The 25,958-nt window shown below is 62.1% G+C and carries 19 protein-coding genes; 10 read left to right on the top strand and 9 right to left on the bottom strand.

The window, feature by feature from the left end; genetic code table 11:
- Positions 1 to 13 precede the first annotated feature (13 nt).
- A complete protein-coding gene (locus tag C4Q26_RS19105; RefSeq protein WP_023381656.1) occupies positions 14 to 1,336 on the bottom strand; it encodes a DEAD/DEAH box helicase in 1,323 nt (440 codons plus the stop codon).
- Positions 1,337 to 1,481: 145 nt separating this feature from the next.
- Here C4Q26_RS19105 and C4Q26_RS19100 point away from each other — a divergent pair, with 145 nt between their 5' ends.
- Positions 1,482 to 2,783, top strand: a complete 1,302-nt coding sequence (locus C4Q26_RS19100) for a mechanosensitive ion channel family protein (protein ID WP_027907443.1) — start codon at positions 1,482 to 1,484, stop codon at positions 2,781 to 2,783.
- A gap of 56 nt (positions 2,784 to 2,839) precedes the next feature.
- Here C4Q26_RS19100 and C4Q26_RS19095 read toward each other — a convergent pair whose 3' ends face one another.
- From C4Q26_RS19095 to C4Q26_RS19085, 3 genes are all read right to left on the bottom strand, one after another.
- On the bottom strand, positions 2,840 to 3,706 hold the full coding sequence (locus tag C4Q26_RS19095; protein ID WP_023381691.1) for a carboxylate/amino acid/amine transporter: 867 nt from the start codon (positions 3,704 to 3,706) through the stop codon (positions 2,840 to 2,842).
- Positions 3,707 to 3,984: 278 nt separating this feature from the next.
- Positions 3,985 to 4,584, bottom strand: a complete 600-nt coding sequence (locus tag C4Q26_RS19090; protein WP_023381692.1) for an FMN-dependent NADH-azoreductase — start codon at positions 4,582 to 4,584, stop codon at positions 3,985 to 3,987.
- A gap of 110 nt (positions 4,585 to 4,694) precedes the next feature.
- A complete protein-coding gene (locus tag C4Q26_RS19085; protein WP_023381693.1) occupies positions 4,695 to 5,009 on the bottom strand; it encodes a hypothetical protein in 315 nt (104 codons plus the stop codon).
- Positions 5,010 to 5,057: 48 nt separating this feature from the next.
- Between C4Q26_RS19085 and C4Q26_RS19080 the strand changes: the two genes are divergently transcribed.
- From C4Q26_RS19080 to C4Q26_RS19065, 4 genes are all read left to right on the top strand, one after another.
- A complete protein-coding gene (locus C4Q26_RS19080; protein WP_023381694.1) occupies positions 5,058 to 5,981 on the top strand; it encodes a LysR family transcriptional regulator in 924 nt (307 codons plus the stop codon).
- A 13-nt stretch (positions 5,982 to 5,994) separates the two neighbouring features.
- Positions 5,995 to 6,807: an alpha/beta fold hydrolase gene (locus tag C4Q26_RS19075; protein ID WP_023381695.1), complete on the top strand. Its 813-nt coding sequence runs from the start codon at positions 5,995 to 5,997 to the stop codon at positions 6,805 to 6,807.
- Positions 6,801 to 7,358, top strand: coding sequence for a peptidylprolyl isomerase (locus tag C4Q26_RS19070; protein WP_023381696.1), 558 nt, complete (start codon positions 6,801 to 6,803; stop codon positions 7,356 to 7,358). The genes C4Q26_RS19075 and C4Q26_RS19070 overlap by 7 nt, the downstream gene beginning before the upstream one ends.
- 63 nt (positions 7,359 to 7,421) lie before the next feature.
- A complete protein-coding gene (locus C4Q26_RS19065; RefSeq protein WP_023381697.1) occupies positions 7,422 to 9,254 on the top strand; it encodes an ABC transporter ATP-binding protein in 1,833 nt (610 codons plus the stop codon).
- 23 nt (positions 9,255 to 9,277) lie between these two features.
- On the opposite strand, the gene C4Q26_RS19060 is transcribed toward C4Q26_RS19065, so the two are convergent.
- Positions 9,278 to 10,405, bottom strand: coding sequence for a GNAT family N-acetyltransferase (locus C4Q26_RS19060; RefSeq protein ID WP_023381698.1), 1,128 nt, complete (start codon positions 10,403 to 10,405; stop codon positions 9,278 to 9,280).
- Positions 10,406 to 10,667: 262 nt separating this feature from the next.
- Here C4Q26_RS19060 and C4Q26_RS19055 point away from each other — a divergent pair, with 262 nt between their 5' ends.
- Positions 10,668 to 11,912 (top strand): putative porin, encoded by a 1,245-nt coding sequence (locus tag C4Q26_RS19055; RefSeq protein ID WP_104883402.1) that lies wholly within the window; start codon positions 10,668 to 10,670, stop codon positions 11,910 to 11,912.
- A gap of 131 nt (positions 11,913 to 12,043) precedes the next feature.
- Here C4Q26_RS19055 and C4Q26_RS19050 read toward each other — a convergent pair whose 3' ends face one another.
- Both C4Q26_RS19050 and hrpA read right to left on the bottom strand, forming a co-directional pair.
- Entirely contained in the window at positions 12,044 to 13,165 is a 1,122-nt protein-coding gene (locus tag C4Q26_RS19050) for a beta-ketoacyl-ACP synthase III (RefSeq protein ID WP_023381700.1), read from the bottom strand.
- Positions 13,166 to 13,363: 198 nt separating this feature from the next.
- Entirely contained in the window at positions 13,364 to 17,269 is a 3,906-nt protein-coding gene (hrpA, locus tag C4Q26_RS19045) for an ATP-dependent RNA helicase HrpA (RefSeq protein WP_104883401.1), read from the bottom strand.
- Positions 17,270 to 17,749: 480 nt separating this feature from the next.
- Between hrpA and C4Q26_RS19035 the strand changes: the two genes are divergently transcribed.
- Both C4Q26_RS19035 and C4Q26_RS19030 read left to right on the top strand, forming a co-directional pair.
- Positions 17,750 to 19,114 carry a glutamine synthetase family protein gene (locus C4Q26_RS19035; RefSeq protein ID WP_104883400.1) on the top strand — a complete coding sequence of 455 codons (1,365 nt, stop codon included), beginning with the start codon at positions 17,750 to 17,752 and terminating at the stop codon, positions 19,112 to 19,114.
- Positions 19,115 to 19,146: 32 nt separating this feature from the next.
- Entirely contained in the window at positions 19,147 to 20,454 is a 1,308-nt protein-coding gene (locus C4Q26_RS19030) for an FAD-binding oxidoreductase (protein WP_023381704.1), read from the top strand.
- A gap of 85 nt (positions 20,455 to 20,539) precedes the next feature.
- Here C4Q26_RS19030 and fadD1 read toward each other — a convergent pair whose 3' ends face one another.
- The gene (gene fadD1, locus C4Q26_RS19025; RefSeq protein ID WP_023381705.1) at positions 20,540 to 22,237 is read right to left on the bottom strand and encodes a long-chain-fatty-acid--CoA ligase FadD1; all 1,698 of its coding nucleotides are present in this window, start codon (positions 22,235 to 22,237) and stop codon (positions 20,540 to 20,542) included.
- A 328-nt stretch (positions 22,238 to 22,565) separates the two neighbouring features.
- Complete coding sequence (gene fadD2, locus C4Q26_RS19020; RefSeq protein WP_023381706.1) at positions 22,566 to 24,254, bottom strand: long-chain-fatty-acid--CoA ligase FadD2; 1,689 nt, start codon at positions 24,252 to 24,254, stop codon at positions 22,566 to 22,568.
- Positions 24,255 to 24,480: 226 nt separating this feature from the next.
- Here fadD2 and C4Q26_RS19015 point away from each other — a divergent pair, with 226 nt between their 5' ends.
- Positions 24,481 to 25,425: an alpha/beta hydrolase gene (locus C4Q26_RS19015; protein ID WP_104883399.1), complete on the top strand. Its 945-nt coding sequence runs from the start codon at positions 24,481 to 24,483 to the stop codon at positions 25,423 to 25,425.
- Positions 25,426 to 25,458: 33 nt separating this feature from the next.
- Positions 25,459 to 25,929 (top strand): MaoC family dehydratase, encoded by a 471-nt coding sequence (locus C4Q26_RS19010; RefSeq protein ID WP_023381708.1) that lies wholly within the window; start codon positions 25,459 to 25,461, stop codon positions 25,927 to 25,929.
- Positions 25,930 to 25,958 lie beyond the last annotated feature (29 nt).

Genomic DNA, 25,958 nt, shown 5'->3' with positions numbered 1-25,958 from the left:
CAGTGCAGCCGCGTTACTCAGCCACAGGCTTGCGCTTTTTCAGCGGCGCCATGCCATCGCTGCTGGCCAGCGGTGCCTTGGCCTTCGGCTTGGCGGCCGGCTTGCGTTTGGCAGCGGCCTTCTTGTCGCCAGTCTTCTTCTCGACCTTTTTCTTCTTGGTACCAGCCGCCTTGCCCGATGCCTTGACCTTCTTCGGCCCGTTGTAGGTGCCTTTCACTTCCTTGATCACACGGCGCTCGAACTGCTGCTTGAGGTAGCGTTCGATGCTCGACATCAGGTTCCAGTCGTTGTGGGTGATCAGCGAGATCGCCAGGCCTTCACCACCGGCACGGCCAGTGCGGCCCACGCGGTGAACGTACTCGTCACCACTGCGCGGCATGTCGAAGTTGATCACCAGGTCCAGGCCTTCGATGTCCAGGCCGCGGGCCGCCACATCGGTGGCAACCAAGACCTTGGAACTGCCCTGCTTGAAGCGCTCGATGGCCAGCTTGCGGTCTTTCTGGTCCTTCTCGCCGTGCAGGACGAAAGCCTTCACATCCTTGGCCACCAGGTGGCCGTAAATGCGGTCGGCCAGCGCACGGGTATTGGTGAAGATGATCGCCTTGTCGAAGGTCTCGTTGGCCAGCAACCACTGAACGATCTGCTCTTTGTGCTGGTCGTGGTCGGCGGTGATGATCTGTTGGCGAGTGCCCTCGGCCAGTTGCGAGACGCTGTTGAGCATCAGGTGCTCCGGGTCCTTGAGCACCTTGCCAATGACATCGCGCAGGGCCGCACCGCCAGTGGTGGCGGAGAACAGCAAGGTCTGCTCGCGGTTCTCGCACTCCTTGCACAGGCGCTCCATGTCCTCGGCAAAGCCCATGTCGAGCATGCGGTCGGCCTCGTCCAGCACCAATACCTGCACATGAGACAGGTCGAGGTTGCCGGCGTTGAGGTGTTCGAGCAGACGGCCCGGGGTGCCGACCAGCACGTCTGGCACCTTGCGCAGCAGCGCGGCCTGTTCCTTGAAGTCTTCGCCGCCTGTCACCAGACCCGACTTGATGTAGGTGAACTGGGAGAACAGCTGCACTTGCTTGAGGGTCTGCTGGGCCAGTTCACGGGTCGGTAGCAGGATCAGCGAGCGGATCTCCACCCGAGGCGCACGCAGGTCGACCAGGCGGTTAAGCAGCGGCAGGACGAACGCGGCGGTCTTGCCGCTGCCGGTCTGTGCGGTAACACGCAGGTCGCGCCCTTGCAGGGCCAGGGGGATGGCCGCAGCCTGCACCGGAGTTGGCTCGACAAATTTAAGCTCGGCCACGGCTTTAAGCAGGCGTTCGTGCAGGGCGAATTGGGAGAACACGGAGGTAACCTCAGGCAAGTGCGGGGAAATTCAGTTGCATAGGGTAACGTTTTCTGCCGTTTTAGCCGAATTTCTTTTGGCATCAGGGCGGTCATGCGCGTTCTAATGGCCCTTCGTTTTGCAATAAAGACCTGCTTGTACGCTTATGGATATTCAACAAATCTGGCGCGATACCCTCGATCTGTGGGGCACCCTCGATCAACACCCCATGCTCCACGCCGCCCTCGGCCTGGTGGTGTTGCTGATCGCTTCCCTGGTGGTTGGTCGCCTGGCCCGCTTCTTCGTGCTGCACGCCACACGCCTGCTGGCGCGCCAGAGTGCCCTCAGATGGTTCGATGACCTGCGCCACAACAAGGTGTTCCAGCGCCTGGCCCAGACCACCCCCTCGCTGGTGATCCAGTTCGGCCTGAAACTGGTACCGGAACTGTCCGACACCGCCCAGCACTTCCTCGGCAACGTCGCCCTGGCCTTCACCCTGCTGTTCATGACCTTGGCGCTGTCGTGCCTGCTCGATGCGCTGCTGGACATCTATGCCCGCACCGAACACGCTCGCACCCGCTCGATCAAAGGCTACGTGCAACTGGCCAAGATGATGCTATGGATCTTCTCCGTGATCATCATCGTCGCCACCCTGATCGACCGCTCGCCACTGTTGTTGCTTTCCGGCCTGGGCGCCATGTCGGCGGTTCTGCTGCTGGTGTACAAGGACACCCTGCTGTCGTTCGTCGCCAGCGTGCAACTGACCAGCAACGACATGCTGCACGTGGGCGACTGGATCGAAATGCCCCAGGTCGGCGCCGATGGTGACGTGGTGGACATTACCTTGCATACGGTCAAGGTGCAGAACTTCGACAAGACGATCGTCTCGATTCCCACCTGGCGCCTGATGAGCGAATCGTTTCGCAACTACCGGGGTATGCAGCAATCCGGTGGACGGCGCATCAAGCGCAGCCTGTTCATCGACGCCGCCGGCGTGCGCTTTCTGACACGCGAGGAAGAACAGCGCCTGACCCAGGTACGCCTGCTCGGTGACTACCTGGCTGGAAAACGCCAGGAACTGCAAACCTGGAACGAGGCTTTGGGGCCGGTGGCTGAGCTGTCGGCCAATCGACGCAAGCTGACCAATATCGGTACCTTCCGCGCCTTTGCCCTGGCCTACCTGAAGAATCACCCCAACGTGCACCAGGGCATGACCTGCATGGTCCGTCAGATGCAGACCACTGCCGAAGGCGTGCCGCTGGAGATCTACTGCTTCACCACCACTACGGTGTGGGCCGAGTACGAGCGGATCCAGGGGGACATCTTCGACTACCTCCTGGCCGTGCTGCCGGAGTTCGGCCTGAGCCTTTATCAGCAGCCCAGTGGCACTGACATGCGGGTGGGGCTGGCGGCTCGGAGCCACCTGGCGCCGGCAGTGCACGGCCTGAGGGAAATGAGCGACGCCTGAAACCGTGGGGGCGGCTTTGGGCAAACCCAAGCCGCCCCCACCCGTTCACCGCCTCTTCAGGGATGAACCGCCTTGCGGAGCCCGCCCAGGCGAGTCATCCATACCGAGGCCAGGATGATCGCGCCGCCGATGAACAGCCTTCCCAGCGGCTCGTGCTGGTTCCAGATCAGCAAGTTGAGCAGCAGCCCCACCGGCACATGCAGGTTGTTCATCACCGCCAGCGTCGCCCCGGAAACCAGGCACGCGCCCTTGTTCCACCAGTACAGGCCCAAGGCGGTCGGACACAGGCCGAGGAACAGCAACACCAACCACTGCACGTCGGTGCTAGGCAGGTGCTGGGCATTTCCGAACAAGAGGAACGCGGGCAGCACCACGATCAGCGCGCCCAGGTAGAAATAGCCGAAACGCTTGTAATGCGGCAGGTCGCTAGGGTGTCGAGCAACCAGGTGACGGTACAGCACCTGGCCGGTGGCATAGGTGAAGTTGGCCAATTGCAGCAGCAGGAAGCCGATGAAGAACTCGCCGCTGATGGTGTCGAAGCGGATCACTGCGGCACCGGCCACCGCGACCAGGGCAGCAAACAGCGCCCAGGGGTTGAAGCGGCGGTTCAGGGCATCTTCGATCAATGTCACATGCAGGGGTGTGAGGATGGTGAACAGCAGCACTTCTGGGACGGTGAGCACGCGAAAGCTCAGGTACAGGCAGACGTAGGTGATGCCGTACTGCAGCGCGCCGATCAGCAGCATCGAGCGGATGAAGCGCGGCTCGACCTGGCGCCAGCGGGTCAGCGGCAGGAACACCAGCCCCGCCAGCACGACCCTTGCCAGCACGGCAAAGTAGCTGTCGACGTGTCCGGCCAGGTACTCGCCGATCAAGCTGAAGGAAAACGCCTGGATCAGCGCGACGATTATCAGGTAGCCCATGGTTGCCTCTCGTGGATCAAGGCGGCGACCTTAGCGGGTTGCAGCCGGTGAGTTCAACCATGAGGAATGTGAGGAAGGTGCCTGGCCCAGGTCTTGAGGGGGGCGCGTCAATCGGCCTATCGCGAGTAAGGCTCACGCCTACGATCCGAAACTGAGGGGGCTCGATCTGACGAACGACGATAATGTCATGACGGGCGCAAAAAAAACCCGGCCATCGAGGCCGGGCAGGTACACCTAAAGGAGCAACAAAGGTGTCAGGGTTGGGAATGCGCTACGACTCAGGCCACCGAGGCCAGCTTGGCCTTGGCCTGGTTGATGCCCTTCTCGTGGAAGTCACCGCTCATGTTCAGGCCTTCGGCATGGATGAAGGTCACGTCATGGATGCCGATGAAGGCCATCACCTGGCGCAGGTAGGGTTCCTGATGGTCGCTGAGGGCACCGGCATGGATGCCGCCACGGGCAGTCAGGACGATGGCGCGCTTGCCAGCCAGCAGGCCTTGCGGGCCGGTCGGGGTGTATTTGAAGGTGATACCGGCGCGCAGCACATGGTCCAACCAGGCCTTGAGGGTGCTGGGGATGGTGAAGTTGTACATCGGCGCGGCCATCACCAGCACGTCAGCGGCCAGCAACTCATCGGTCAGTTCGTTGGAACGGGCCAGAGCTTCCAGTTCGGCGGCGCTGCGTTGCTCCTCGGGCTTCATCCAGCCACCCAACAGGTTGGCATCCAGGTGCGGCACCGGGGTCACGGCCAGGTCGCGTACGGTGATCTCATCGGCGGGGTGCGCAGCCTGCCATTGCTGAATGAAGTCGCGGGTCAGTTGACGGGAAACGGAATCCTGCTGGCGGGCGCTGCTTTCGATGATCAGTACGCGGGACATGGGGTGCCTCCATCGGCAAAAAGGGTTGCGATTCGATGGAGGGAAGATTAAGGCTTGACCTATCGATAAAAAAGCGTAAAAAGTGGGTGCAATCTATCGAACAATCAGTTTTATTGAGCGTTGCAGTCCAAGGTGATGCGCAGTTTGATGATCTCCCGGTTGAACTTGGCGGTGACATCCACGCTTTTACCTGCCGGAACGTTCACCCGGCGCACCCGTGGCGCTTCCGGGCCATTGCGAAACATCACCTTGCACGCCGCCGGTACCTGCCCATAGTTGTTCAGGGTAATGGCACCGATGTCATAGGCCGTGTCGTAGGCGGTGTAGTCGAGTTTGACCCCCGTCAGTTCCTTCTCCACGTCGATGGGATAAGCCATGGCCCCGAGGGGCAGGCACATCAGTAAAGCCGCACAACATTTCTTCATGGGGCGCTCTCCTTGAAAGAGCGCAGCTTAGGACAACAGGAGCCAAAGATGAAAGCGCCGCGCGTGACCCTGGATCAGTGGCGAACCCTGCAGGCAGTGGTCGATCACGGCGGGTTCGCCCAGGCTGCCGAGGCCCTGCACCGCTCGCAGTCGTCGGTGAGCTATACCGTGGCACGCATGCAGGAACAATTGGGCGTGCCCCTGCTGCGCATTGATGGACGCAAGGCGGTGTTGACCGAAGCGGGCAATGTGCTGCTGCGCCGTTCCCGCCACCTGGTGAAGCAGGCCAGCCAGCTCGAAGACCTGGCGCACCACATGGAACAAGGCTGGGAGGCCGAGGTGCGCGTGGTGGTCGATGCCGCCTACCCCAGCGCTCGTCTGGTGCGTGCCCTGGCCGCCTTCATGCCGCAGAGCCGCGGTTGCCGGGTGCGCCTGCGCGAGGAAGTGCTGTCCGGTGTCGAGGAAGTCATGCATGAAGGCATTGCCGACCTCGCCATCAGCAGCTACAGCATCGGTGGTTACCTGGGCAGCGAGCTCAGCGCGGTGGAGTTCATCGCAGTCGCCCACCCCGAGCACAGCCTGCATCGTCTGGGACGGGAAATCACCTTCCAGGACCTGGAAAGCCAGTTGCAGGTGGTGATCCGCGACTCCGGGCGCGCCCAGCCGCGCGATGTCGGCTGGCTGGGCGCCGAGCAGCGCTGGACCGTCGGCAGCCTGGGCACCGCCGCGACCTTCGTCAGCAGCGGCCTGGGCTTCGCCTGGCTACCACGGCACATGATCGAACGGGAGCTGCGTGAGGGCGTGCTCAAGCCGTTGCCACTGGATCAGGGTGGCAGCCGCCATCCACTGTTCTACCTTTATTCGAGCAAAGAGAAGACCCTGGGCCCGGCTACGCAGATCCTCATCGAATTGCTGCGCAACTTCGATACCGCGCCACTGGACGTGCCCTTCGCAGCCCCCCCACAAGCCTGAGAGGACCGCGCCCATGGCCTATTTCGAACACCAGGGATGCTCACTGCATTACGAGGAATATGGCCAGGGCGCCCCCCTGGTATTGCTGCACGGACTGGGGTCTAGCAGCCAGGACTGGGAACTGCAGGTACCCGTGCTGAGCCTTCATTATCGCGTGATTGTCATGGACATCCGGGGCCACGGGCGCTCCGACAAACCCCGCGACGGCTACCAGATCGCCACCTTCAGCGCCGACCTGCTGGCCCTGCTCGAACACCTTCAGACCGGGCCGGTGCATTTCGTCGGCCTGTCCATGGGCGGCATGGTCGGCTTCCAGTTCGCCGTCGATCATCCGCAATGGCTGCGCAGCCTTTGCATCGTCAACAGTGCCCCCGAAGTCAAGCGCCGTACCCGCAGCGACTGGATCTGGTGGCTCAAGCGCTGGGGCCTGGCGCGCATCCTGAGTGTCGAAACGGTCGGCAAGGGCCTGGCCGAGCGGCTGTTCCCCAAACCCCAGCAAGCCGAGCTGCGTCAAACCATGGCCCAACGCTGGGCTCGCAACGACAAACGCGCCTACCTCAAGAGCTTCGACGCCATCGTCGACTGGGGTGTACAGGAACGCATCGGGCAGATCCGCTGTCCTACCCTGGTGATCGCCGCCGACCAGGATTACACCCCGATACAACTCAAAGAGCGCTACGTCGCCCTGATGCCCCAGGCAAAGCTGGTAGTCATCGACGATTCCCGGCACGCTACACCCCTCGATCAACCCGAGGTCTTCAACCAGACCCTGCTGCACTTCCTTGCAGCCGCCTCAACCTCTCAAGGATCTTTGAGCCCATGCTGAAAAAACTCCTGCTCACCGCCTGCTCGGTCGCGTTCGCCACAAGCGTCATGGCTTCCGACAAGACCCCTCACGTGTTGCTCGACACCAGCTTCGGCCCGGTCGAAATCGAGCTCAATGCCGAGAAGGCGCCGATCAGTACCAAGAACTTCCTCGAATACGTCGACAGCGGCTTCTACAACAACACCATCTTCCACCGTGTGATCCCAGGCTTCATGGCCCAAGGCGGCGGCTTCACTGACCAGATGGTGCAAAAGAGCACCCGCGCGCCGATCACCAACGAAGCCGGCAATGGCCTGCAGAACACCCGTGGCACCCTGGCCATGGCCCGCACCTCGGACCCGAACTCGGCCACCAGCCAGTTCTTCATCAACGTGGCCGACAACGATTTCCTCAACCCTGGCCGTGACCGCGGCTACGCCGTGTTCGGCAAGGTCACCAAGGGCATGGAGGTGGTCGACCAGATCGTCAACTCGCCGACCACCATCAAGAAGGGCATGCGCGATGTCCCGGCCGACCCGGTGTACATCAAGTCCGCCAAACGCATCGACTGACCCCAGGCTTCACAGGGACGTGAAACCGCCTGAGGGTCGGATGGAACAGGAGTGCCGTCACCCATGCTGTATCGCCGTTTCGAGCAACTGATCGATATCTTCCGCGAGGCGCCGAGCGAGGCGCCTCCCAGCCAGGTCTGGCCGTTCTACCTGTACTACCTGCGCCAGGTATGGCCGAGTTTCCTCGCCCTACTGGTGGTCGGCCTGGTCGCCTCGGTCATCGAAGTGGCGATGTTCAGCTACCTGAGCCGCATCATCGACCTGGCCCAGGGCACTGCCAATGCTAACTTCTTCAGCGAGCACAGTGGCGAACTGATCTGGATGCTGGTGGTGATCCTGGTGCTGCGGCCGCTGTTCTTCGGCCTGCACGATCTGCTGGTGCACCAGACCATCAACCCCGGCATGACCAGCCTGATCCGTTGGCAAAACCATACCTATGTGCTCAAGCAGAGTCTGAACTTCTTCCAGAGCGACTTCGCCGGGCGCATCGCCCAGCGCATCATGCAGACCGGCAACTCCCTTCGCGATTCAGCCGTGCAGGCGGTGGATGCCCTATGGCATGTGCTGATCTACGCCATCAGCTCGCTGGTGCTGTTCGCCGAGGCCGACTGGCGCCTCATGCTGCCACTGCTGGCCTGGATCGCCTGCTACATCGCCGCGCTCTGTTACTTCGTGCCACGGGTCAAGGAACGCTCGGTAATTTCCTCCGACGCCCGCTCCAAGCTGATGGGCAGAATCGTCGATGGCTACACCAACATCGCCACCCTGAAGCTGTTCGCCCACACCGACTTCGAGCAGCAGTACGCCCGCGACGCCATCCGCGAACAGACCGAGAAAACCCAGCTGGCCTCCCGCGTCATCACCAGCATGGACGTCGTCATCACCAGCCTCAATGGCCTGCTGGTGGTCACCACCACCGGCCTGGCACTGTGGCTGTGGAGCCAGTCGCTGATCACTGTCGGCGCCATCGCCCTGGCCACGGGCCTGGTGATTCGCATCGTCAACATGTCAGGCTGGATCATGTGGGTGGTCAACGGCATTTTCGAGAACATCGGCATGGTCCAGGACGGCCTGCAGACCATCGCCCAGCCCGTGACCGTCACCGACAAGCCCAATGCGCCCGCGCTGAAGGTCAGCCGCGGCGCCGTACGCTTCGATGACGTCGACTTCCATTATGGCAAGGGCCGCAACGTGATCGATGGGCTGAACCTGGACATTCGCCCAGGAGAAAAGATCGGCCTGATCGGCCCCTCCGGCGCTGGCAAATCCACCTTGGTCAACCTGTTGCTGCGCCTTTACGACGTGCAGGGCGGGCGCATTCTCATCGATGGCCAGGATATCGCCGAAGTGAGCCAGGCCAGCCTGCGGGCGCAGATCGGCATGATTACCCAGGACACCTCGCTGTTGCACCGATCGATCCGCGACAACCTGCTGTATGGCCGCCCCGATGCCAGCGAGCTGGCGTTGCACGAAGCCGTGCGCCGCGCCCGCGCCGACGAGTTCATACCGCAGCTCTCGGACGCCCAGGGTCGCACCGGCTTCGACGCCCATGTCGGCGAGCGCGGGGTCAAGCTCTCAGGCGGTCAGCGTCAGCGGATCGCCATCGCCCGCGTGCTACTGAAGAACGCTCCTATTCTGATCATGGACGAAGCCACCTCGGCGCTGGACTCGGAGGTCGAGGCGGCGATCCAGGAAAGCCTGGAAACCTTGATGCAAGGCAAGACCGTGATCGCCATTGCCCACCGGTTATCGACCATCGCGCGAATGGACCGGCTGGTCGTGCTGGACAAGGGGCGTATCGTCGAAAGTGGCAGCCACAGCGAGCTGCTGGAACAGCAGGGCCTGTACGCGCGCTTGTGGCATCACCAGACCGGAGGATTCGTCGGCGTCGACTGACCGCGCCCACAGAGCTGATGCGATCAATCCCGCCGATACGGCAACATTCCCCGTGCTTCCTCGGCATAGGCCCTCACCCCTAGCCGTTCCTGCCCGAGGAAGTCCTCTACCGCGCGGCGCAGGCCCGGATGCAGCAGGTAGTGCCACGACCGCGTCAACACAGGCTCAAAGCCTCGGATCAACTTGTGCTCCCCCTGCGCGCCAGCATCGAATCGCTGGAGTCCCTGGGCCATGGCAAAGTCCATGCCCTGGTAGAAACAGGTCTCGAAATGCAGCCGGTCGAATTCATCCAGGCAACCCCAGTAGCGACCGAACAGGCTGTCACCACCGACCAGGCTCAGCGCCATGGCCACGTCACGCCCGCCCTGACGAGCCATGACGACCTGCACCGACGCCGGCATACGTTCCGCCAACAGGCTGAAGAATTCCCTCGTCAGGTAGGGCGCACGCCGACGCACTGCGTAAGTATTGGCGTAGCAGCGATAGACGAAGTCCCATCGCGCCTCGTCCAGTTCATCGCCCCGATACCACTGAAAATCAATGCCCTGCCCGGCCACCTGCTCACGCTCCTTGCGCATCTGCTTGCGCTTGCGTGAACTCAAGGTATCGAGAAAGTCCTGAAAGTCCCGATAACCCCGGTTGCGCCAGTGGAACTGGCAACCCAACCGCTCCATCCAGCCCGGCAAGCCGGCGATCTGCTCATCCAGCGCGGGCTCGGTAAAGTTGATATGCGCCCCGGACAAGCCGCCCTTGCCCAGGTACTCCGGCAACGCCTGAAGCAACACCAGGCCATCGTCGGGCGCGCTGGCGAGCAGGCGCGGGCCACTGACCGGGCTGAACGGCACGGCACCGAGCAGTTTGGGGTAATAGGCGATCCCGGCTCGCTCACAGGCATCCGCCCAACCATGGTCGAACACGTACTCACCGAACGAATGCCATTTGCGGTAGGCCGGCAGCAGCGCCCGCACCTTTCCATCACGCTCCAGCACCAGGTGCTCGGCAGCCCAGCCGGTGCTGGGTGCGACGCTGCCGCTGTCTTCCATCGAACTCAAGAATGCATGGCGTAGAAAGGGCTGGCCTGCAGGCACCAACGCATCCCAGGTGGCCGCTGGCAAGTCACGCAAATGGGCAAGGCTGTAGAGGCTGGTCACGGTATCGACTCTCGGTTTGAGGGGGCCAGTATCTCGGAAAGACGCACTGTCGCTCAAATGGTGCAGGCCCCCGCTTATCCTTTCATTCTCAATTACTTAACCACAGTGCCACTAATTAGACATTAATCTGTCATTCGCCCCCGCAATACTTGCGCCTGTTTTCCGGAACCTCAGAACCTGTCTATTCAGGCCCTTTCCGAAGACATGCCAACATAGGGGCGGGCGCAGAGCCTCCCCCATTTTTTTCAGTAGGGAGAACCTTATGCGTCTTGTTTCTACACTTACCGGAGTGAGCCTCACCGGCATGATGCTGGCTCTGAGTACTCCGGCCAGTGCTGCTGTCGACGCCAAGCTGCTCGAGATGCTCCGCGCCAATGGCTCGATCAATCAGGCGCAGTACAACGAACTGCAGGGCGACCTGGCAAAGGAAACCAAGGAAAAGGCCGACCAGAAAGCTCAGTCCGACCGCCTGAGTTCTTTCGAACAGAAAGTGGCATGGGCCGCCAAGACCCAGATCAAAGGTGATGTACGCCTGCGCTACGAAGACGTCAACGTCGACGATCCGAACAGCAGCAGCGGCAACCAGGATCGTCAGCGCGTCCGTGCCCGCGTTGGCTTCTACAGCGAGATCAACCCGCAAGTCGACGCAGGCGTGCGTATCGCCACTGGCAGCAGCGCCGACCGTCGCTCGACCAATCAGAGCTTCGACAACTACTTCGACAAGAAGTCGCTGTGGGTCGACCAGGCTTACCTGGACTGGCACCCTACCGGCGTGCCGAACCTGCACCTGATCGGCGGCAAGATGCAGCAGCCTTGGGTGAGCATGGGCGACATCATCTGGGACAGCGACATCAACCCGGAAGGCTTCGCCGCCACCTACAAAACCGATCTGGGCGGCGCCGAAGTGTTCGCCAGCGCCGGTCAGTACACCCTCAAGGACAACGTCGATGGTGACGGCGTGCAATACAAGCACGACGCCCAGGTCTACCACGGCCAGTTGGGGACCAAGTTCGCGCCGGTCAATGCCCTAAAAGTCACCGTGGGTGCGAGCATCTACGGCTATGACAACGACAAGGAAGCCGCCATCCTCCAGTCGTTCGGCAACACCACCAACGAGTTCAACCTGGTCGAAGGCTTCGGCCAGATCGACTTTACCGGCTTCGCCATCCCGCTGTCGGCTTACGGCCAGTACGTGAAGAACACCGAGAGCACCGACGGCGAAGACCAGGCCTGGCTGGCCGGTCTGAAGACCAAGCTCGGAGCCTGGAGCCTGGACTACAACTACCGCGATGTGCAGCGCAACGCCGTGGTCAGCCTGTTCACTGATTCCGACTTCGGCAACGGCTACACCGGCTCGCGTGGCCACAAGTTCAAGGTCGGTTACGAGATCGACAAGAACTTCTCGCTGGGCGCTACCTACCTGATGGCCAAGACCGACCTGTCGCAGTTGCCGAACAGCAATGCTGACGTCGACACCCTGCAGGTCGACCTGGAAGCCAAGTTCTAAGGGTTCGCTCTACGTCCAGGCGAGAAATGCTGACCCCATCCAGCATTTCTCGCCTTTTTCATGCCGGGTAGAAATGCACCGGTCTCTTCGCGGGTTGACCTGCGAAGAGACCGGTTCCGTCAGCCCAAGACTCAACGCTTGCGCAGAATCACGCTACCAATCGAATACCCCGCGCCGAACGAGCTCAGCACGCCCAGCGAACCTGGGGCCAGATCATCCTGATACAGGTGGAAGGCAATCACCGAGCCTGCCGAACTGGTGTTGGCATAGCGGTCCAGAATCACCGGTGCCTCTTCTTCAGCGACCTCACGTCCCAACAGCTTCTTGACGATCAAGTGGTTCATGCTCAGGTTGGCCTGGTGCAGCCAGAAGCGATTCACATCGCTCGGCTGAAGGCCATTTTCTTGAAGGTGAGCACCAACCAGTTCGGCCACTTTCGGGCACACCTCGCGGAACACCTTGCGGCCTTCCTGGATGAACAATTTGTCCGCAGCGCCCTCGCCTTCTTCCGCCGCGCGGTTGAGGAAGCCGAAGTTGTTGCGGATGTTGTTGGAGAACTCGGTCCACAGCTTGCTGCTGACAATCTCGAACTGGTGGCTGGAGGTAGCCTGGTCGGCACGTTCGATCAGCACCGCAGTGGCGGCATCACCGAAGATGAAATGGCTATCGCGGTCACGGAAGTTCAGGTGACCGGTGCAGACTTCCGGGTTGACCATCAGCACCGCCCGGGCCTGGCCCAGTTGCACACTGTTGGCGGCGGTCTGGATGCCGAAGGTGGCCGAGGAGCACGCCACGTTCATGTCGAAGGCAAAACCCTGAATCTCCAATGCCTTCTGCACCTCGATGGCGATTGCCGGGTACGGGCGTTGCAGGTTGGAGCAGGCGACGATCACCCCGTCGACATCCGCCGCCGTACGACCGGCGCGCTTCAGGGCCTGTCGGGCTGCGGCCACGGCCATTTCGCAGAGGATCGACGGCTCGTCATTGCTACGCTCCGGCAGCCGCGGCTTCATGCGCAAAGGGTCGAGAATGCCGGCCTTGTCCATGACGAAGCGGCTCTTGATGCCCGAAGCCTTTTCGATGAAAGCTGCATCGGAAAGCGGTGCTGCCTCGACCTCGCCACGCTCGATGGCCGCTGCGTTATCGTGGTTGAACTGCTGCGCCCAGGTGTTGAACGACGCCACCAGTTCTTCGTTGGAAATGCTCTGGGCCGGGGTATACAGGCCGGTGCCGCTGATCACGACGTTATGCACGGTCGTTCCTCTGGTCAAAGGCCATCGCCACGGGGCGCTGGCTGGAAACATGACAGATAATGGCACTTTAGTGCCAACTTAAAGACAAAGGGTTACACACTCGTCGCGGCCAAACCCCGCTCCTTCAGGAGCGGGTTGCCCGCGATAGGCCGCTAAACGGCCCAAAAATTCACCCAAGTGTGCCACAAACAGGGAAGTTTAGCCCTCTACCTGACTCCACTGTTTGCTTAATCGCTTGTCGGAAATTGGCACCTTGGTGCCCAACTGCTGGGCGAACAACGATACGCGATACTCTTCCAGCCACCAGCGGTACAGCGTCAGTTGCTCGTCACGCTTGCCCTCCTGGGCATGCTTGTCGGCACGCGCCTTATACTGTGCCCACAGGTTGCCCAGCTCGCCGCTCCAGACCCTGTCCTTCTGCACCTGGGCGCCCAGCTTCTCGAGACGCAGCTCGACGGCCTTGAGATAGCGCGGCAACTCCTTGAACCAGACTCCCGGTGTTTCGCGCACGAAGCCTGGATACACCAGGTTGCTCAGTTGCTGCTTGATGTCGTTGAGCGACACCGCCTGGCTGAGGTCGATCTTGCCCTTGAAGCGCTTTTGCAGGCCGTGCCACAACTTAAGCACCTCCAGGGCCTGGCGGGCCAGACGCTCGGCATGCTCGGCCCAGCTACCGCGCTTGCGTTCGGCCAGGCCGGCCAATGCGGCGCCATCGCGCGGCAGCGGGTCTTCCCCTTCAAGGATGCAACTGTCGAGACTGGCCAACAGAATGTCCTCGACCAGCGCCTCGATACGGCCCAGTTCGCGGTACAGCAAGCCCAACTCGGTCAGCCCTGGCAACTTGCCACGTAGGTACTTGGCGGGTTCGGCCAACTGCTGCAGCAACAGACGCTGGAGGGCGCGACGATGCTGGAACTCAGCCTCGGCCAAGGTCGAGAAGCGCGCCTCGCGCACGGTGCCGTTCGCTTCGACCAGCGCCGGGTAGACCGTCATCGACAACCCCGCGATCTTCTGCTGGGCGGTTTGCGCCACTTCGCTGAAAGCCTTGGCCTGCACCGGCTGCTCGGTTTTGTCGTTGCGCGGTACGGCCAGCGCTGCCTGGCTGGCGGCAGCGAAACGTGCCGTCAGCTCGGCCAGGTCACGCCCTTCGCCGAGGAACTTGCCTTGGCCATCGACCACTTCGATGTTCATCCGCAGGTGCCCTTCGACCAGGCGCACCGACTCGTCCCAGGCCTCATCGGACACCCGAGCGCCCGTCATGCGCAGCAACTCCTGGCCCAACGCCTGGGGCAATGCGCCTTGGCCGAAAGTCATGCGGGCAAGCGATGCCTTGACGAAGTCGGGTACCGGCACGAAATTCTTGCGCAGGGCCTTGGGCAGGTTACGCACCAAGGCCACGCACTTGGCTTCCAGCAAGCCCGGCACCAGCCACTCCAGGCGCTCGCCCGGCAGGCTCGGCAGCAACGGCGCGGGCACCCGCACGGTCACGCCATCGCGCGGGTGGCCTGGCTCGAAGTGGTAACTCAACGGCAAGCGCAGGTCACCCACCTGCAAGCTGTCGGGGTATTGCGCTGCGGTGACCTCGCTGGCTTCACGGGCCAGCACGTCTTCCTCGCGCATGATCAACAGGTTGGGGTCCTTCTGGCTGCCCATGCGGTACCAGCTGTCGAAGGTTGCGGTCTGGTGGATCTCTGCCGGTAGCCGCGCTTCATAAAAGGCGTAGAGGGTCTCTTCGTCGGCCAGGATGTCACGGCGGCGGGCCTTGGCTTCCAGCTCGTCGAGTTCTTCGAGCAGGCGCTTGTTGGCCGACAGGCACTTGGCCCGCGACTGGATCTCGCCACCAACCAGCGCTTCACGAATGAACAACTCACGCGAAGCCACCGGGTCGATGGGCCCGAAGTGCACCGGACGGCGGCCCACCAGGATCAGCCCGTACAGGGTGATCTGTTCGTAGGCCACCACCTGCCCGCGCTTCTTCTCCCAATGCGGTTCGAAATGGTTCTTCTTGACCAGGTGCGTGGCCAGCGGTTCGATCCAGTCGGGCTCGATCTTGGCCACCATCCGCGCATACAGCTTGGTGGTTTCCACCAGTTCGGCGGCCATCACCCACTGCGGGCGCTTGCGGCCCAGCCCCGAGGACGGATGCACCCAGAAACACCGCTGGCGGGCGCCCTGGTAGTCGCCATCTTCGGTCTTGTGGCCGATCTGACTCAGCAATCCGCTGAGAATGGCCTTGTGCATCCGCTGATAGTCCGACGGATCCTTGTTCACCGCCAATTGCAGGTCGCGGCAGATCAGCGCCAACTGGCGATGAGCATCGCGCCATTCACGCAGACGCAGGTAATTCAGGAAGTTTTTCCGGCACCAGTTGCGCAGCGGGTTGGCGGTAAGCGCCTGGCGCTGCTCCTCGAAACCGCGCCACAGATTGACCAGGGCAGCGAAGTCGGAGTCGACATCCTTCCACTGGGCATGGGCCTGGTCGGCGGCTTGCTGTCGCTCGGGTGGGCGTTCGCGGGGGTCCTGCACCGACAATGCACTGGCGACGATCAGTATTTCCTGCAGGCTGCCCTGGCGCGCGCCTTCGAGCAGCATACGGCCCAGTCGCGGGTCGATCGGCAAGCGCGCCAGCTGGCGGCCCAGCGGCGTCAGCTGGTTCTCGCGGTTGACCGCCGACAGCTCCTGCAGCAGGTTGAAGCCGTCACTGATGGCCTTGCCATCCGGCGGTTCGATGAACGGGAAGGCATCGATGGCGCCCAGGCGCAGGTGCAGCATCTGCAGGATGACGGCCGCCAAGTTGGTGCGCAGGATTTCCGGGTCGGTGAACGCTGGCCGGCCGTTGAAATCCTCTTCGCTGTAAAGACGCACGCAAATACCCGGCTCGACGCGGCCGCAGCGGCCTTTGCGCTGGTTGGCACTGGCCTGGGACACGGCCTCGATCGGCAAGCGCTGCACCTTGGCGCGGTAGCTGTAGCGGCTGATGCGTGCAGTACCGGTATCGATCACGTAACGAATACCCGGCACCGTCAGCGAGGTTTCGGCCACGTTGGTCGCCAGCACCACCCGGCGCCCGGTATGGGGCTGGAAAATGCGCTGCTGCTCGGCCGGGGAAAGCCGGGCATACAGCGGCAGGATCTCGGTGTGGCGAAGCTGGGCCTTGCGCAGGATGTCGGCGGCATCGCGAATCTCGCGCTCACCAGGCAGGAACACCAGCACATCGCCCGGCCCCTTGCCTTCGCTGCGCTCATGCTGGGCCAGCTCGTCCAGGGTAGCGAGAATCGCCTGGTCGACCGTGAGATCGTCCTCGACCTGGTTGCCTTCCTCGTCCTGCTCGCTGGTCAACGGGCGGTACCAGGTTTCTACCGGGTAGGTACGGCCGGACACCTCGATGATCGGCGCGCCGTCGAAGTGCTTGGAGAAGCGCTCCAGGTCGATGGTCGCCGAAGTGATGATCAGTTTCAGGTCGGGACGACGGTGCAGCAGCGTCTTGAGGTAGCCCAGGAGAAAGTCGATGTTCAGGCTGCGCTCGTGAGCCTCGTCGACGATGATCGTGTCGTAGCGTTCGAGGAAGCGGTCGTGCTGGGTTTCAGCGAGCAGGATACCGTCGGTCATCAGCTTGACCAAGGTGTTGCTGTCGCTCTGGTCTTCGAAGCGCACCTGATAACCCACCAACCCGCCCAACGGCGTGCCCAGCTCTTCTGCCACCCGCGCGGCAACGCTGCGCGCAGCGATTCGCCGAGGCTGGGTATGGGCGATCAGGCCATGGCTGCCACGGCCAAGCTCCAGGCAAATCTTCGGCAGCTGGGTGGTTTTGCCCGAGCCGGTCTCACCTGCGATCACCAGCACCTGGTTTTCGGACAGGGCTTTCTTGATTTCGTCGCGCTTGGCGGCAATCGGCAAGCTGTCGTCGTAGCGGATGTGCGGCACGCTCTGCTGGCGTGCGGTGACCTGGGCGCAGGATGCCTGGACCTTTTCCACCCATTGCGCCAGCTTGGCTTCGTCAGGGCGCTTGCGCAGCTCATGGATCTGCCGCCGCAGTCGATGGCGGTCGGCGATCATGGCGTGGTCGAGGTTTTTCAGCAATTGGTCGATGGCGTGGTCTGTCATGGGGCTTTTTAATCGTGCAGGTGAGCCTGCTTTTTCATGATCGGCATGCGAGAGATGCGCGATTGTCGCAGATTTGACGGTTGTTTGCTGTCTGCACCGGTCCCAGCGCCGGTAAGCAGGCTCCGATGGCTATCGCGGCGTCCGCGCGCCTGCGAATGTTTAGCGAAGCCAGATGTGAAGGTTGCCATTCACTGCTTTAATCAACCTTACGCCGCATGTGAGTATCGAAGGCATGACTTGCGTCCAGCTCCTCGCCCCACCGTCCTCCCGCCCTTCGCTGCCGAAGGCCCGAAGCTGTGCCGGTGAAAATCCGCTGGTCCACATCATCCTTGCCTTCTGGGCCCTGTGGCACTGCCGTCACGCACGCCCACCGGATACTTCGCTCACGCTTGACTGATCCGAACCGGCCCCTATCGGCCGATTGACTCAGCTCGACCGCCCGCATGCGCGGCGGTCCTGTGCGCCCATGAGCGAACCAATATGCACTTTGCACACCCAGAGCAGGCCAGCCGCTTCCTGGCTGAAAACCCCGATATCGAGCTGTTCGAACTGTTCATCCTCGACGCCAATGGCGTGCCCCGCGGCAAGCTGCTGCACCGCGATGAGCTGATGGCCGTCTATGCCAACGGTCGCCCACTGCCCAGCACCATCCTTGGCCTGACCCTCAACGGCGACGACGTGGAAAACTCCGGGCTGGTGTGGGATGTCGGCGACATCGATTGCCGCGCCTACCCCTTGGACGGCTCGCTGGTGCGCCTGCCCTGGCGCCGCGTACCGACCGCCGCGGTGCAGGTCAGCATGCACCCTACCGAGGGCTTGCCTGCCAGCGTTGCCGACCCCCGTCATGTACTGCTGCGCACCCTCGATGCGCTGAAGGCCGACGGCTATTACCCGGTGATGGCCTGCGAGCTGGAGTTCTACCTGCTTGACCAAAAGCGCGATGCCCAAGGACGCCCGCAACCGGCGCTGGATGCCGATGGCGGCAGACCGCGTACCACCCAGGTCTACGGCCTGCGTGAACTGGAGCAGATCGAGCCGTTCCTGGCCGACCTGTACGCCGCCTGCAAAGCCCAGGGCATTCCGGCACGTACCGCGATTTCCGAGTACGCGCCCGGCCAGGTGGAAATCACCCTGGAACACGGTGACGCCCTGACCGCCATGGACCAGGCTGTGCGCTACAAACGCCTGGTCAAGGGTGTGGCCCACGCCCATGGTATGCAGGCCTGTTTCATGGCCAAGCCATTCGCCGAACTGGCCGGCACGGGCATGCACATGCACCTGAGCCTGGCCGATAGCGCTGGCAACAACCTGTTTGCCAGCGACGACAAGGCCGGCACCCCCCTCTTGCGCCAGGCCGTGGCCGGCATGCTGCGCCACTTGCGCGAGTCGTTGCTGCTGTTCTGCCCCAATGCCAACTCGTTCCGACGCTTCCAGGCCAACAGCTATGCGCCGCTGGCCCCCACCTGGGGGGTGGACAACCGCACCGTGAGCCTGCGCGTGCCAGGCGGCCCGGCCAACAGCCGGCATGTCGAGCACCGCATATGCGGCGCAGATGCCAACCCTTACCTGGCCGCGGCGGCCATTCTGGCTGCCACCCACCGTGGTATTCGCGAGCAGCTGGACCCCGGTGCGCCGATCGAAGGTAACGGTTATGCCCAGGCCACCGAATTCCTGCCCACCGACTGGCTGACCGCACTGGACAGTCTGGAACGCTCTGACTGGGCTCGCGAAGCGCTGGGCGAGGCTTTCCTGGGGGTCTATTTGAAGGTCAAACGCGCCGAGTATCGCCAGTTCATGGCCGAAGTCAGCGAACAGGACTGGCGCTGGTACCTGCACCAGGCCTGAGCCCTACCCTATTGAAGAACAAGGAACACCCAATGAACGCAGCAGTGAAGAACGGGCCAGCCCAGCGCGCGCCGTCCTATTACAGCGCCACGTTGAACGACCACACGCAGTACCCGACCCTCAAGGGCACGGTGGAGGTCGACGTGGCCATCATCGGCGGCGGGTTCACCGGCGTGGCCACCGCCGTGGAGCTGGCCGAGCGTGGCCTGAAAGTTGCCATTGTCGAAACCAATCGCATCGGCTGGGGTGCCAGTGGGCGCAACGGCGGCCAGGTCACCGGCAGCCTGTCCGGTGATGAGGCCATGCGCGCGCAGATGCGCAAACGCCTCGGCAGCGAGGTCGACGACTTCATCTGGCACCTGCGCTGGCGAGGGCACCAGATCATCGAACAGCGCGTCGAGCGCTATCGAATAGATTGCGACCTCAAGCGTGGCCACCTGCATGCCGCCATGAAGCCCTCGCACATGGCAGAACTGCGCGGGTTCGAAGCCGAAGCCCAACGTCGTGGCATGGGGGACCAGGTGCAACTGCTCGACCGCCAGGCCGTCTCCCGACACCTGCAAAGCCCGCTGTACCTGGGTGCGCTGAAGAACCGACGCAACCTGCACCTGCATCCGCTCAACCTGTGCCTGGGCGAAGCCCGTGCCGCCCACAGCCTGGGTGCTCTGGTCTTCGAAAACTCCGAGGTACTGGAGATCGTCCATGGCCCGCGTCCGGCGGTGGTCACCGCCGAAGGGAGGATCGAGGCCCGCCAGGTGATGCTGGCCGGCGATGTCTACCACAAGCTGGAAAAGCGCCAGCTCAAGGGCAAGATCTTCCCAGCCATGGGCGGCATCGTCACCACCGCGCCGTTGGGCGAGCTGGCCGAGCAGATCAACCCGCAAGACCTGGCGGTGTACGACTGCCGATTCGTGCTCGACTACTACCGTCTGACGGCTGACAAGCGCCTGCTGTTCGGCGGCGGCGCCAACTATTCGGGCAAGGATTCGCGTGATATCGAGGGCGAGCTGCGCCCTTGCATCGAGCGGACCTTCCCGGCACTCAAGGGCATCCCGATCGAGTTCCAGTGGAGTTGCGCCATGGGCATCGTGGTCAACCGCATTCCACAGCTGGGCAAGCTTTCGGACAACGTGTGGTACTGCCAGGGTTATTCCGGGCATGGCATCGCCACCAGCCACATCATGGGCGAGATCATGGCCGAGGCATTGACAGGAACGCTCGAAAAGTTCGACACCTTCGCAGCGTGCAAGCACATCAGGGTGCCAATGGGCGATCTGCTGGGGAATCCGCTGTTGGCGGCGGGGATGTGGTACTACCAGATGCTGGAAAAAATGCGCTGAAGCATGCACGGATAAACCCGCTTCAACAGGGCTCTTGCGATACCTGTGGAAGCGGGGTTACCCGCGAAGTGGCCAGAGAAGTCGTTCAGGCGATCTTCTTCAGCCCTTGCTTTTTCAACTCTTCATCGCGCAGCTCACGCCGCAGGATCTTGCCCACGTTGGTGGTCGGCAGCGCATCCCGGAACTCGATGTAGCGCGGCACCTTATAGCCGGTGACATTGGCACGCATGTGCTCCATCACCTGCTCCTTGGTCAGGGTCATGCCTGGCTTGACCACGATGAACACCTTGATCACCTCGCCCGACTTCTCGTCCGGCACGCCGATGGCCGCGCACTGCAGCACGCCCGGCAAACTGGCGAGCACATCTTCCAGTTCGTTGGGGTACACGTTGAAGCCCGAGACCAGGATCATATCCTTCTTGCGGTCGACGATGCGCATGTAGCCATCTTGCTGGATCAACGCGATGTCACCGGTCTTCAGCCAGCCCTCGCTGTCGAGGATCTCGGCGGTGGCATCTTCCCGCTGCCAGTAGCCCTTCATCACTTGCGGGCCCTTGACGCACAGCTCGCCCACTTCGCCCAGCGGCAGTTCCTGGCCATTGTCGTCGATGACCTTGCACAGGGTCGACGGCACCGGGATGCCAATGGTGCCGACCTGGTTGGCGTCCGCCGGATTGACCGCCGCCACCGGGCTGGTTTCGGTCATGCCGTAGCCTTCGCAAATGGCGCAGCCGGTAACGGTCTTCCAGCGTTCGGCCACGCTCAATTGCAAGGCCATGCCACCGGACAGGGTGATCTTCAGCGCCGAGAAGTCCAGAGCACGGAACGCCTCGTTGTTGCACAGGGCCACGAACAGCGTGTTCAGGCCCACGAAGCCACTGAACTTCCACTTGCCCAGTTCCTTGACCATGGCGGGCAGGTCACGCGGGTTGCTGATCAGCACGTTGTGGTTGCCGATCAGCATCATGGCCATGCAATGGAAGGTGAAGGCATAGATGTGGTACAGCGGCAGCGGGGTGATCAGGATCTCGCAACCTTCGTGCAGATTCGAGCCCATCAGCGCGCGGCACTGCAGCATATTGGCCACCAGGTTGCGGTGAGTCAGCATCGCCCCTTTGGCCACGCCGGTGGTTCCGCCAGTGTATTGCAGCACGGCCACATCGTTAGGTTGTGGATTGGCTTCGGTTACCGGCTGGCCCTTGCCCAGCGCCAAGGTGTCGTTGAAGCGCACCGCGCCCGGCAGGTTGTATGCCGGCACCATCTTCTTCACGTACTTGATCACGCTGTTGATCAACAGGCGCTTGAGCGGCGGCAGCAGGTCGGCCACTTCGGTGACGATGACGTGCTTGACCTGGGTCTTGGGCACGACCTTCTCGGCCAGGTGGGCCATGTTGGCCAGGCACACCAGCGCCTTGGCGCCAGAGTCGTTGAACTGGTGTTCCATTTCCCGCGCGGTGTACAACGGGTTGGTGTTGACCACGATCAGGCCGGCACGCATGGCGCCAAATACCGCGACCGGATACTGCAAGACGTTGGGCAACTGCACGGCAATGCGATCACCCGGTTTCAAGTCGGTATGCTGCTGCAGCCAGGCGGCAAAGGCGCCAGACAGCGCATACAACTCGCCATAGGTGATGGTCTTGCCCAGGTTGCTAAAGGCCGGTTTATCTGCAAAGCGTTGGCAGGATTGCTTCAGTACCGCCTGGATGTTGGGGAATTCGTCAGGATTGATTTCCGCCGTAATCCCGGCTGGGTACTTATCCTTCCAAAAATTTTCGATCATGGAAGCCCACTCCTTCAGCAACAGCGAAGTTCATTTACGCGTAGATGCGTTTATTATTGATATGCGATGACGGTTCATTGCAAACCGAATCACCTGGAAGCGCGCCGAGAGTAACAGCTTTGAATAGGGTCGCCTAGAGCCCAAAACGGCCTCAATGGTCACAAAAATGACTCAATGAACGATACAGGTCATTTTTAGAGTATTTATCCAAAATGTCGCAAAGTGCGCATGAAGATGCATTCTAGAGCGGCTCCACGGCATACGCGGGTAAACCCGCCCCACCATTACCCAGGGGAGCGGGTTCTGCCGCGAAGAGGCCACCCTGGAATCAGGCGATGTCACGCAGCTCCCGCCGCAGAATCTTACCCACAGGGGTCATCGGTAGTGAATCTCGCAGTACGATGTGCTTGGGCACTTTGTAGCCCGTGAAGTTGGCCTTGCAGTAGGCCTTGAGTTCGTCGACGCTCAACCCCTTTTCCCGAGGGACTACGAACAGTTTCACCGCCTCCCCCGAGCGCTCGTCCGGCACGCCGATAGCGGCACAGTTGGCTACCTGCGGGTGCCCCATGATCACGTCTTCGATCTCGTTGGGGTAAACATTGAAACCCGAGACGATGATCATGTCCTTCTTGCGGTCAACGATGCGGGTGAAGCCATCCGGGTCGATCACCGCAATGTCACCGGTCTTGAACCAGCCCTCCGCATCCAGGGCCTGGGCGGTGGCTTCAGGTTGCTGCCAATAACCCTTCATCACCTGCGGCCCCTTGATGCATAGCTCGCCCCGCTCGCCCAGCGCCAACTCGTTGCCGTCATCGTCGATGACCTTGAATGCCGTGCCGGCCACCGGAATTCCCACGGTGCCAAGGCGCGCCATCTGGCCATAAGGATTGGTACTGGCAACCGGCGAAGTCTCGGTCAGGCCATAGCCCTCGACGATGCGGCAGCCGGTGAGACTCTCCCAGCGCTCGGCGGTGGCCTTGACCAGGGCCGTACCGCCAGAGTTGGTGACCTTCAGTGCGGAGAAGTCGAGGTTCTTGAACCCTGGGTGGTCCATCAATGCCACGAACAGCGTGTTCAGCCCCAGCAGCGCCGAGAAACGCCACTTGCCCAACTCCTTGATGAAGCCAGGGATATCACGCGGATTGGTGATGAGTACGTTATGGTTGCCGGTGACCATCATGCACATGCAATTCGCGGTAAAGGCATAGATGTGGTACAGCGGCAGCGGCGCGATCATCACTTCCTGCCCGTCCTTGATCAAGCGCTGGCCATCCGGGCCATGCTGGGAGAAGCAGGCCAGCACCTGAAGCATGTTGGCCACCAGGTTACCGTGGGTCAGCATCGCGCCCTTGGCCAGCCCGGTCGTGCCACCGGTGTACTGCAGCACGGCGATATCGTCCAGCCCCTGCTCCACCGGCTTGTGGGTCAGGTCGCGCCCCTGGCGCAGTACCTGGCGGAACGGCACGGCCTGAGGTAACCGATAGGCCGGCACCATCTTCTTGACCTTGTCGACCACGGTGTTGATCAACCAGCCCTTGGCTGCAGGCAGCAGGTCGCCCATCCTGGCTTCGATCAGGTACTCGATAGCGGTATCGGGCAACACTTCCTGCACACGCTTGCCGAACATGTTCAGGTACACCAGCGCACGGGCGCCGGAGTCCTTGAACTGATGGCGCATCTCGCGTTCGGTGTAGAGCGGGTTGGTGTTCACCACGATCAGGCCGGCCCGCAGCGCGCCGAACACGGCGATGGGGTACTGCAAGACGTTGGGCATCTGCACGGCGATGCGATCGCCCGGCTTCAGGTCGGTGTGGTGCTCGAGCCAGGCGGCGAAGGCTGCCGAGTGCCGCTCCAGCTCTGCGTAAGTCAGGGTCACTCCCAGGTTGCTGAACGCCGGACGGTCGGCAAAGCGCTTGCATGAGCGCTCGAAGACTTCGACGACAGACTTGTAAGCATTGAGGTCGATGGTGGATGGCACGCCCGCCGGGCGTTTGTCATTCCAGAATTCGGCTTGCATTTATTATTGTTCCTCTGCCTTGACCCGCGATGTGGCGCGTTGTCCTTTAGTCCCTTGCCCCTTCCGCCCGGAGGCGAAACGGCATTGATCTGACGTTAACAGGTAAGTTCAAGGTGGCATACACGCCAAGTGTCGCCATTAACATTGTGAATCTTATTTGTGCCCTTCCTGCAATCTGGCCGGTTGTGCATAAACTGTGCTCTGACCCCCGCGCAAAGGACCCGCCATGCCTTACGACGCCTTGTGGCTCCCCGCCAGCGAGCATTGCAGCCTGTATGTGCACCAATGGTTGCCGGCCACGCCGGTCAAGGCCGCCGTGCTGCTGGTGCATGGCATGGCCGAGCACGCCGGCCGCTACCAGCGCCTGGGCCAAGCGCTGTGCAACGCAGGTTTTGCCTTGTTCGCACCGGATTTGCGGGGCCACGGCCGTACTGCCGAAGGGGGTAACTTTGGCCTGTTCGCCAAGCAACATGGCTGGAATGCCGTACTCAACGACCTGGGCGTGCTTACCCAGCACATCGGCCAGCAATACCCCGGTACCCCCCTGTTCATGCTGGGACACAGCATGGGCAGCTACATCGCCCAGGCTTACCTGTTGCACCACAGCGCCAGCCTTCAGGGGGCGATCCTGAGCGGCTCCAATTTCCAGCCAGCGGCGCTGTATCGCGCGGCGCGCCTGATCGCCCGCCTGGAAGCCTGGCGCCAAGGCCCATTGGGCAAGAGCGCGCTGATCGACTGGCTGTCGTTCGGCTCGTTCAACAAAGCGTTCAAGCCCAATCGCACCGCCTTCGACTGGCTCAGCCGCGACCCTTCGGAAGTCGACCTGTATGTGAATGACCCGCTGTGCGGCTTCCGTTGCACCAACCAATTGTGGCTCGATCTGCTGCAGGGACTGGCACAGATCAGCCAGGCCAAGCACCTGGCGCAGATCGACCCGAACCTGCCGATACTGGTCATGGGCGGCGAATGTGATCCGGTGAGTGCTGGCAAGCGTCTCACCCATCTGGCTGACGCGCTGCGCGCGACCGGCAATCGACATGTGCAACTGCGCGTGTATGCTCAGGCGCGGCACGAAGTACTCAATGAAACCAATCGTGACGAGGTTACCGCCGATCTGCTCGGCTGGCTGGAACAAGCGCTGGTCCTGGACCGCCCTGCCCGCAGTGAATGAAAGCCGCCTCGTCCGTCCATTAAGGAAGCCCCGATGACCCAGGTCACCAACACGCCTTACGAAGCCCTTGAAGTCGGCCAGAAGGCCAGCTACGAAAAGTCCGTGGAAGAACGCGACATCCAGCTGTTCGCCGCGATGTCAGGTGACCACAACCCGGTCCACCTGGATGCCGAGTTCGCCGCCAAGAGCATGTTCCGCGAGCGCATTGCCCACGGCATGTTCAGCGGCGCCCTGATCAGCGCCGCGGTGGCCTGCACCCTGCCTGGCCCTGGCACCATTTACCTGGGCCAGAAAATGAGCTTCCAGAAGCCGGTGAAAATTGGCGATACCCTGACCGTGCGCCTGGAAATCCTCGAAAAGCTGCCTAAGTTCAAGGTGCGCATCGCCACCAACGTGTACAACCAGAACGATGAACTGGTGGTCGAGGGTGAGGCCGAGATCCTGGCGCCGCGCAAGCAGCAGACCGTCGATCTGGTGTCGCCGCCGAACTTCGTGGCCTGCTGATCGGGTAAGTCTGCGATAGCCTCATCGCC

The sequence above is a fragment of the Pseudomonas sp. SWI44 genome (assembly GCF_002947915.1).
GTDB classification, from domain to species: Bacteria; Pseudomonadota; Gammaproteobacteria; order Pseudomonadales; family Pseudomonadaceae; genus Aquipseudomonas; species Aquipseudomonas taiwanensis.
The sequence above is the reverse complement of the archived record's forward strand: the minus strand, read 5'-3'. Positions and strand labels throughout refer to the sequence as shown.